This is a genomic window from Staphylococcus sp. HMSC036D05 (genome assembly GCF_001836225.1).
GTDB classification, from domain to species: domain Bacteria; phylum Bacillota; class Bacilli; order Staphylococcales; family Staphylococcaceae; genus Staphylococcus; species Staphylococcus caprae.
Map to the genome: position 1 here is coordinate 355029 of NZ_KV827773.1, position 7893 is coordinate 362921.

The window sequence follows — 7893 nt, forward strand, 5'->3', positions numbered from 1 at the left end:
ATTCCTTTCAAAATCTTTTATATTCTATACTTGATTAACAGTTAGATTCTTAAGCGTCTAATTTAAGCATTGTTCTTTTGATATTTATATTCAGCCATGATACGTAATGGTCCATTAAAAACAATTTTATAGATATGATGAGTGAGTTCTTCAACTGAAATACGATGAGGATCTAAAACCCAATATTTAATTGTATTAATTGTAGCTCCAGCGACATAACTATGAAAATACATTTCCGGTATACCATCGATTTCATGATTGATACTCATATATCTATTCATATTTTCTTTCATCAGTTCACTTATTTTTTCTTCAAGTTTACTTGTACGTTCTAACTGTAAGATTGTATGATAAAACTCCAAATTATCATCAATATGTTGAAGGATTTTTGTCAGTACATTTTCAATAAAGAGTTGAGAAATCTCTTCAACAGTTTCTCCGTTTATATGGTTGAAATGTGTAAGATGAGAAAGCTCTGAAATACATTCATCTTCCATGTCAGTTAGCAACATATATTTATCTTCATAATGTAAATAAAACGTCCCTCTATTCACGTCAGCTTCAGATGTAATATCTCTAATGGTAATCTTATCTAGATCTTTGTTCTGTAATAATGTTGTAAATGCCTTCTTAATGGAAGATTTTGTCTTTCTAATGCGCCTATCTTCTTTCAATTATATATAACCTCCCGTAAAATAATAGACAATTTACAACAATGTGTTCAATAACAGACGTATCTCTATAAATTGATGATTGTTAAATTGTTCTTACCTATTATAATAGACAACGTGAAAATTATTCAACACATTGTTCAATAAAAATAGGGAGGTCATTTCATGAATATATTTAAAAGTAAATTATTATGGTTCGCGCCTATTGCTGCGATAGTAATCTTAGTTATTTTTTCTTTAGCATTTTATCCGGCATTTAATCCTAAACCTAAAGATTTACCAATTGCCATCGTGAATAATGACGAAGGTACAACAATTCAAAGTAATAAAGTAGATATCGGTAAAAAAATTGAAGATAAATTATTAGATAGTGATTCAGATAAAATCAAATGGGTCAAAGTTGATAAAGAATCTGATTTGCAAAAAGGTTTCGATAATGAGAAATACTACGGAGCAATTGTCTTTGAAAAAGACTTTTCAAAAAATGCGATGAGTAAAACTCAAAAAGTTGTCATGGATAGTAAAAAAGCAGAAATGAAAGAGAAAGTTGAATCTGGTGAAATTCCAGCACAACAAGCTCAAAAAATGAAACAAAAAATGGGTAATCAAAGTGTTGATGTGAAACAAGCAAATCTTAAAACGATTGTCAGTCAAGGTTCTAACTTACAAGCATCAAATATTGTGACTAACGTTTTATCTGGCATCGGTGAAAACTTAAATAAACAAATTACAAAACAAAGTTTAGCTACACTCCAAAAGCAAAATGTAGATGTAAGTCCTAAAGACATTCAAGGTATTACTAATCCAGTTAAAGTAGATAATCAAAAAGTCAATAAAGTTAAAGACCATCAAGGTGGCGGTAATGCACCATTCTTAATGTTCATGCCAGTGTGGATGGGCTCAATGATTACTTCAGTTCTATTATTCTTTGCATTTAGAACAAGTAATAACTTTGCAATTCAACATAGAATTATCGCTTCAGTAGGACAAATGGTTACTACTGTTATAGCTGCATTCTTAGGAAGTTTCGCTTATATTTACTTTATGAAAGGTGTCTTAGGATTCCACTTCGATCATCCTAATAGAGTGGCGTTGTTTATCGCTCTAGCAATTATGGGATTCGTTGGACTTATTTTAGGAATTATGGTTTGGTTAGGAATGAAATCATTACCTATCTTTATCTTGCTCATGTTCTTCAGTATGCAAATGGTTACATTACCAAAACAAATGCTCCCTGGAGGCTATCAAAAATGGGCATACGGTTGGAATCCATTTACTCATTACACTACAAGCTTAAAAGAACTTATATATATGAATAAAGCCATAGAATTAAACGGAACAATGTGGATGTTTATCGGCTTTATGATTTTCGGTATCGTTTCAAGTTTAGTTGCTGCCATTGTTAGAAAACACAGCACTAAACGTACTGAAGTACCATCATAATATGACCAATACAACGTTAGCTTAATAATAGCTAGCGTTGTTTTTTATTTTAAAAAATAAATTCATTGAGCATATATATGATATTTGGCGAACTAAAAGAAATATAAATGAACAAAAGTAAGCGTTTGCACTATGAAAACGAACATAAATAAGCTAAAATGTTGTTATACATAAAGACAAGGAGATGGAGAATGATGTCAGTATTAGATCAATTTAAACTAGATCACAAAGTCGCAATTGTGACAGGAGGTGCATCTGGTTTAGGCAAAGCAATGGGGAAAGCTTTAGCAGAAGCGGGAGCAAATTTAGTGATCGCTGATATGAATCTAGAGGTAGGTCAAAAAACTGCTAAAGAATTTGAAGAAGCAACAGGTAATAAAGCAATTGCTTGTGAGGTAGATGTTACAAATTTAGAACAAGTCAATGCAATGGTCAAAGAAACGATGGATACTTTCGGTCACATAGATATCTTATTCAATAATGCTGGTATTAATGAGCATGTGAAATTTGAAGATATGCCTTATGATAGATGGGAGAAAACGATGGACGTGAATTTAAATAGTATGGTGCTTGTAACGAATGCGGTAGGTGAAGTATTCCGCAAGCAACAATATGGTGTGATTGTAAATACATCTTCCATGTCTGGCGTAATTGTTAATTCACCTCAACCACAAGCTGCATACAATACATCTAAAGCAGCTGTTATTATGCTTACGAAAAGTCTAGCGAATGAATGGGCTGAACATAATATTCGAGTCAATACGATTGCACCAGGTTATATGAAAACAGAACTCACTAAAGACTACTTTGCAAAAGGTGGCGACATGATAGATACGTGGATGAATATGACGCCAATGAAACGACCTGGCGTTCCAGAAGAATTACAAGGCGCAGCATTATATTTAGCATCCGATGCCTCATCATTTGTAACAGGTTCTGTTATTACAGTTGACGGCGGATACACAGCACTTTGATTGAGTTGAAAAAAGTTCATAAATAGGAAAAGGTTTGGGTGTAATAGCCCAAACTTTTTATGTGGACAAAGTAAAGAGCAATACGCACTAATTTATCAGAAAATTAGAACTTTAATATATCGGATTGACGTTTTCGATATACGTGCTATTATATTACTTAGATATCTAACTAAATGAGGTGGAACAATGAATTTAACATTTCAATATTTGATTCGTAGTCTTGCACATCAAATGAAGAATTACGCAGATAAAAGGTTAGATGACTTTGGTATTACTCAAGAACAAAGCCATACACTCGGTTACATTTATCGACATCAAGAAGAGGGAATGACCCAAAAAACATTATTAGAAGCCTTTGATCGAAAAGGATCTACAGTAAGTAGTACTTTGAAAATTCTTGAGAGCAAAGGACTTATATACCGTAAAGTCAACCCAAAAGATACCAGAAGCAAACTTTTGAAACTCACTGATGAAGGTATTACACTGGTTGAATCATTTATTAAAATCTTTGATGAGATTGAAGAAAATATGTTAAAAGATTTCACCGACAATGACAAAGAAAAGTTAAGAGAATATTTTGATAGAATGATGAACAATTTAAAATAAATGCAGGATTAGAACTATAGTGTTGAAATCATCTGTACTTTAGTATGTGGCACAAACGTTCTAATCTTAAATTTTGAATATATAGTTAGATATCTAATTATTAGGTATCTAAACAAAAAGAAAAGGGAGTTTATGAAATGAAAGACGAACAACTATATTATTTTGAGAAATCTCCAATTTTTAAAGCAATGATGCACTTCTCAATTCCAATGATGATTGGGTCATTACTTAGTGTTATTTATGGTATTTTAAATGTATATTTCATAGGATTTTTAGATAATAGCCATATGATTTCGGCAATTTCACTTACTTTACCTATTTTTGCTGTGTTAATGGGATTTGGTAATCTTTTTGGCGTCGGGGGAGGTACATTTATCTCTCGTTTACTTGGCGCAAAAGATTATAGTAAAGGTAAACATGTAGGAAGCTTCTCAACATATGCAGGTTTTATTCTAGGTATTATCATTGCAATGATAGCTTTACCTTTTACAGATCAAATCGCACATATTTTAGGTGCTAGCGGTGAAACATTAACGTATACTAGTAACTTCTTAAAAGTGATGTTTTTAAGCTCACCCTTCGTCATTGTATTCTTTATTTTAGAACAATTTGCACGTGCTGTGGGTAAACCTATTATTTCAATGATTGGTATGTTATCTAGTGTAGTTTTAAATATGATTTTAGATCCTATCTTCATTTTTGGTTTAGATTTAAATGTCGTTGGTGCAGCATTAGGAACAGCAATTTCTAATGTAGTTGCCGCACTCTTTTTTGTGATTTACTTTTCAAAAAATAATGAATCTATATCACTTCGACTAAAAGATGCAACACCTACATCTGAGATGTTAGCTGAAATCTTTAAAATAGGTATTCCAGCATTCTTGATGGTCGTATTGATGGGCGTGACTGGATTAGTATTAAACCTATTCTTAGCGAAATATGGAAACTATGCGATTGCAAGTTATGGAATACAGTTTCGACTTGTTCAATTTCCTGAGTTAATTATTATGGGATTGAGTGAAGGCGTAATTCCACTTATTGCATATAATTTCGTATCGAACAAAGATAGAATGAAAGATACAATTAAAGCGGTTATTATCTCTATTGCGGTCATTTTTGTGATAAGTATGAGTGTTGTATTACTATTCGGTCATCAAATTATACAATTATTTAGTACAGATGTTCACATCGTTCATCTTGCGACCTTCATGTTAAAAGTCACTATGACATCATTACTTCTTAATGGCATTGGCTTTTTATTCACTGGTATGTTACAAGCTACAGGTCAAGGACGAGGTGCCACAATCATGGCGATACTACAAGGAACTGTAATCATTCCAGTACTATTTGTAATGGACCATCTTTTCGGATTAACTGGTGTGGTATGGTCATTATTAATTGCTGAAACACTTTGTGCTTTAGCAGCTATGCTCATCGTTTATTTATTACGTAATCAATTAGCTGTTGATAGAGACGAATTACTTGCAGAAGCATAATTCAAATTAATCTATAGGCAAGTTTAGAAACAGTATTAATGAAGGTTTCTGACTTGCCTTCTTTTTTGTCTAAATAGTGAAAAATTAGAATTGTTATTGTTAAGTGAAAATGTAAGCTATATCATTGAAAACAGGGCAAAATTTATAAGGACATATAAGAGGAGGTTTCAATGTTACTACGTAATAAGATGTCTAAGTACATCATTGCATTGGTAATTATATTTTTCATGACATTGGTTCCAGCCTTTGAACATCAAGCTTCTGCACATGCAACTTTAGAAAAGACTACACCTCAAGAAAAGGGTGTTGTTAAAGAAAAGCCAGAAGAAATTCAATTGGAATATAACGAACCTGTGAATGCAAAATATTCAAATATAACATTATATAATGATAAAGGTAAGAAAATCAGTGAAGTCAAGCCGACGACCTCAGGATGGTCTAAAACTTTAGAGTTCCCTGGTGATCAAATTGCTAAAGGCACAAATACGGTTGAATGGCATGCAATTTCTGCTGATGGCCACGAGGTCAGTAATAAATTTGAATTCTCTGTTGGAAAAGTGACTGCCAAAAATGTAGACACTTCAGATGCTTTTTATGCGCAACCAAGTTTTTGGTTCGGTGTCTTTAGATATCTGACAGAGGGCGCGACAATTATTTTAGTTGGCTTGTTCTGGGTAAATGGTATTGCCAAACGACGAGGTTTACGACAATTTAATGTCTTACCTAAACAAGTAGGCGTTACTTGGATAATGGCAATGACATTACTCATGTCGATGATTGTTTACATGATGACACTCACGTCAGATGTGTTAAATGATATTTTAACGTTAAAAGCAGATGTCATTATGCAATTTCCATATATTATTAGTTCAATTGCTCTAATCGTGTTATTTATATTGATGACACTTAAAGATATGGAAAAAGTATGGTACTGGTTGGTATCATTTGCGATGATATTAGCAATAGCGATGTCAGGACATGCTTGGTCACAACATATACCTTTATGGTCTATCATCATAAGAACGTTACATTTAGCAGGTATGACATTATGGCTAGGTGCCTTAATTTATCTCATCTGTTATGCCAAAACTGAACGCCGAAATCAATTAACTAATGTGAGACAGATGTTGTTAAGAACAAATATCACAGCTGTAGCTATATTAATTATTTCTGGTGTGTTGATGGCGATAGATGAAACAAACATACTGACAATTTGGAGTCATATACAAGCTTGGACAATATTTATGATCCTCAAAGTGATTGGTACTTTAATCATGATGATTTTAGGTTTCTATCAGACAACCAAAGCTTTAGGTAAAAGAAATAAAGTAAATCAACCGACATTATATATAGAACTTATTATCGGTATAGCATTAATCTTTGCTGGCGTGATGATGAGTCAAATTAATATTCCAGGTTAAGGAGGACAATGATGTTACGAAAATTAATATCTATGACAGTGATTTTATTCTTTGCAATAGGGTGCATTAAATACGCTGACGCCCATGTCACGCTAAATCCTAATCAAAGTGAACCAGGATCTTATGATAAATACGATGTGCGTGTGCCTGTCGAACAAGATGATAATACTGTAAAAGTTGAATTAAAAGTACCTAAAGGTGTAAATGTTGCAAATGTTGCACCAGTACAGGGATTCAAACATCATTTCGAGAAAGATAAAAAAGGCAATATCAATAAAATTACTTGGACAGCAACAGGGAAAGGTATTGGACCTAATGAATTTATCGAATTCCCAATCGTTGCAGCTAATCCAGAAGATGAAGGTACATTTAAATGGAAGGCATATCAAACATATGACAATGGTGATGTTGTAAAATGGACTGGTAAAGAGGACAGCGAACATCCAGCACCAACAACTACAGTGAAAAAAGGTGCGAGTGCAAATGATAGTAAAGCTGATGAATCAGCATCCACTGGTGGTGGATCTATCGCTCTATGGATAGTATCTATATTTGCAATTATTATTTCATTAGTTGCTTTATTCAAACATGCACGTAATAAAAAATAAGTATTAGCTAAAAATTCCTGAGGGGATCTCAGTAATCCTTTTCAGGGATTTTTATTATTACTACAACGATTCTTCGTGATTTTGTCACTTTAATATTTAACAATATGTTCTATAATATAATCGTGAGGGAGGACTCATCATGCGTAGATTACTATATTCTTTTCTTTTTTATATGATTATAGGATTACTAAGTGGTTTTTATTATAGAGAATTAACGAAAGCGCATCATTTTACGGGCGATACACAATTAGCGCTTGTGCATACTCATACACTCATATTGGGAATGTTTATGTTCTTACTATTATTACCACTTGAAAAGGTATTTAAATTAAGTAGTTATTATTTATTTAATTGGTTCTTCATCGTTTATCATTTAGGTGTCATTGTGACAATTGGAATGATGACAGTTAAAGGCACACTACAAGTTGTTGGTGCTAAATACTCTCCAGAAGCATTAGCAGGCTTTGCAGGTATAGGACACACTGGAATGCTTGCAGGACTGTTATTACTCTTCTTTTTACTCAGACAAGCCATCATTACAGAACCCAGAGATTAACGTAAGGAAAATTGAAGTATAAAGAATATTAGAAAATTACTGTCATTCGAGAAGACATATTTTTTTGAAAGAAATACGTAGTATTGAGTGCGACACGCCTGCAGGAATAGCATGAGTC

At 32.9% G+C, this 7893-nt stretch carries 8 protein-coding genes; 7 read left to right on the forward strand and 1 reads right to left on the reverse strand.

Annotation, left to right across the window (positions count from 1 at the left end; translation table 11 throughout):
• Nucleotides 1–62: 62 nt before the first annotated feature.
• A complete protein-coding gene (locus HMPREF2580_RS02200) occupies nucleotides 63–674 on the reverse strand; it encodes a TetR/AcrR family transcriptional regulator (protein WP_070830249.1) in 612 nt (203 codons plus the stop codon).
• Between the two features lie 162 nt (nucleotides 675–836).
• Here HMPREF2580_RS02200 and HMPREF2580_RS02205 point away from each other — a divergent pair, with 162 nt between their 5' ends.
• The 7 genes from HMPREF2580_RS02205 to HMPREF2580_RS02235 all read left to right on the forward strand — a co-directional run bounded on the left by HMPREF2580_RS02205 (nucleotide 837) and on the right by HMPREF2580_RS02235 (nucleotide 7775).
• Nucleotides 837–2114: a YhgE/Pip domain-containing protein gene (locus HMPREF2580_RS02205; RefSeq protein WP_070830250.1), complete on the forward strand. Its 1278-nt coding sequence runs from the start codon at nucleotides 837–839 to the stop codon at nucleotides 2112–2114.
• A gap of 194 nt (nucleotides 2115–2308) precedes the next feature.
• A complete protein-coding gene (locus tag HMPREF2580_RS02210) occupies nucleotides 2309–3088 on the forward strand; it encodes an SDR family NAD(P)-dependent oxidoreductase (protein ID WP_083321653.1) in 780 nt (259 codons plus the stop codon).
• Between the two features lie 186 nt (nucleotides 3089–3274).
• A complete protein-coding gene (locus tag HMPREF2580_RS02215) occupies nucleotides 3275–3694 on the forward strand; it encodes a MarR family winged helix-turn-helix transcriptional regulator (protein ID WP_002444006.1) in 420 nt (139 codons plus the stop codon).
• Nucleotides 3695–3831: 137 nt separating this feature from the next.
• Nucleotides 3832–5190 (forward strand): MATE family efflux transporter, encoded by a 1359-nt coding sequence (locus HMPREF2580_RS02220; protein ID WP_070830252.1) that lies wholly within the window; start codon nucleotides 3832–3834, stop codon nucleotides 5188–5190.
• A 170-nt stretch (nucleotides 5191–5360) separates the two neighbouring features.
• Nucleotides 5361–6611 carry a copper resistance CopC/CopD family protein gene (locus HMPREF2580_RS02225; RefSeq protein ID WP_070830253.1) on the forward strand — a complete coding sequence of 417 codons (1251 nt, stop codon included), beginning with the start codon at nucleotides 5361–5363 and terminating at the stop codon, nucleotides 6609–6611.
• Between the two features lie 11 nt (nucleotides 6612–6622).
• A complete protein-coding gene (locus HMPREF2580_RS02230; RefSeq protein ID WP_070830254.1) occupies nucleotides 6623–7219 on the forward strand; it encodes a YcnI family protein in 597 nt (198 codons plus the stop codon).
• A 139-nt stretch (nucleotides 7220–7358) separates the two neighbouring features.
• On the forward strand, nucleotides 7359–7775 hold the full coding sequence (locus HMPREF2580_RS02235; RefSeq protein ID WP_070830255.1) for a DUF2871 domain-containing protein: 417 nt from the start codon (nucleotides 7359–7361) through the stop codon (nucleotides 7773–7775).
• Nucleotides 7776–7893 lie beyond the last annotated feature (118 nt).

Excerpts from the sequence above, each read along its gene's own strand:
- HMPREF2580_RS02235 (WP_070830255.1), top strand. The coding sequence starts at position 7,359 with ATGCGTAGATTACTATATTCTTTTCTTTTTTATATGATTATAGGATTA.
- HMPREF2580_RS02225 (WP_070830253.1), top strand. The coding sequence starts at position 5,361 with ATGTTACTACGTAATAAGATGTCTAAGTACATCATTGCATTGGTAATT.
- HMPREF2580_RS02230 (WP_070830254.1), top strand. The coding sequence starts at position 6,623 with ATGTTACGAAAATTAATATCTATGACAGTGATTTTATTCTTTGCAATA.
- HMPREF2580_RS02220 (WP_070830252.1), top strand. The coding sequence starts at position 3,832 with ATGAAAGACGAACAACTATATTATTTTGAGAAATCTCCAATTTTTAAA.
- HMPREF2580_RS02210 (WP_083321653.1), top strand. The coding sequence starts at position 2,309 with ATGTCAGTATTAGATCAATTTAAACTAGATCACAAAGTCGCAATTGTG.
- HMPREF2580_RS02215 (WP_002444006.1), top strand. The coding sequence starts at position 3,275 with ATGAATTTAACATTTCAATATTTGATTCGTAGTCTTGCACATCAAATG.
- HMPREF2580_RS02205 (WP_070830250.1), top strand. The coding sequence starts at position 837 with ATGAATATATTTAAAAGTAAATTATTATGGTTCGCGCCTATTGCTGCG.